We start from the raw sequence: 1,112 nt of genomic DNA on the forward strand, positions 1-1,112 counted from the left end.
AGGGGGCATGAGCTTTGCCGAGGCGCACCGGCGCCGCGACGAGCCCGAGCAGATTTCCCCAGGCTCGTTGCGGCCCGTGGGCAAGCTCGATGCATCCAATCTTGCTACCGTGTCGCCACGCCAATGCTTCGGCGCCGGCAAGATCCTCTTTGGAAATGAAGTTTGGAGGGAGGCCGCATGAAAGCCTCGCCCCTCAGTTCGCCGAAGCAATCTCCTTGGCGAAACCCCTTCGGAATTGCGCTGGTGGCGTACTACCTTGTCATGGTGGTTGTGGGCCTGCTGATCCCTGCCGACATCCTCCAAGCCAACGCATGGGCTCGGGACTTCAGCGATTTCATGGCTTCCATCGTTCCTCAGATCGATCGCATTACGGCGCTGAACATCAAGCCGGATGTGAACCGGTTCTATTTCTCCGTGCTGTGGGCCGGCAACCCGATCTTGTTTGCAATCTCGCTCTTGTTGGTGTGGGACGGGCGAAAACGCGGCTACGCCATGTGGACCATGCCACTGTTCAAGGCAATCGGACTCATGTCTGTCTGCGTGGCGATCGCTGTGTGTGCACAGTGGATGTACTGGATGGAAGACGTAACAAACCGTCAGCTGAGGCTGATGTTGGGGACCACACTCGGGCGTAGCTTCTGGGCGAGTTCGGTCTACGTCTTTGGATCAGCTGTGTTTGGTGCCGGCTTCGTTGTCCTGGTTTCAGGATGGATCACTGGATACATACCCCGAAATATGAAGGAGGGAGCGCGATGACTGAGCCAAAGTTCGATAAGAGTTCAACGGTTCAAATTGGAAAGATTTTTCTTTTCAGTGAAGGATCGCTCAGCGCAATTGCCCACGGCGGCAGCTTCGAAGTCAACGCCGCCATTCTCAGTACGGCGATGCCACGTCAACGCGTTGACACGGTAGAAGTGCTTTCCGACGGTCCATCGGCTGTCGTATCAGGCATTGAGCATGGCGCTGCAAGCGCCTCGGTCGGCATATCTTCCGCGGCGCTCATTGCAGGCCGCATCGTGTCGGCGGCTACGGTGGTAGGAGGTTTCAATGACGCGATCAACGTTGGCCAACATGTTGTGCAAGGCAATGGAGCTGAAACTGTCACAGAAGGG

General features: G+C 57.0%; 3 protein-coding genes. All 3 read left to right on the forward strand.

Annotation, left to right across the window (positions count from 1 at the left end):
- Positions 1–181 (forward strand): hypothetical protein (locus tag EJI00_RS25290; protein ID WP_221885075.1); only part of this gene is annotated, 181 nt, incomplete at its 5' end.
- On the forward strand, positions 178–756 hold the full coding sequence (locus tag EJI00_RS24880; RefSeq protein ID WP_126750122.1) for a hypothetical protein: 579 nt from the start codon (positions 178–180) through the stop codon (positions 754–756). The genes EJI00_RS25290 and EJI00_RS24880, both read left to right, overlap by 4 nt.
- On the forward strand, positions 753–1,112 hold a 360-nt coding region (locus EJI00_RS24885), incomplete at its 3' end, for a hypothetical protein (protein WP_148110662.1). The genes EJI00_RS24880 and EJI00_RS24885, both read left to right, overlap by 4 nt.

The sequence above is a fragment of the Variovorax sp. DXTD-1 genome, assembly GCF_003984625.1.
In the GTDB taxonomy this organism is placed as follows: domain Bacteria; phylum Pseudomonadota; class Gammaproteobacteria; order Burkholderiales; family Burkholderiaceae_C; genus Variovorax.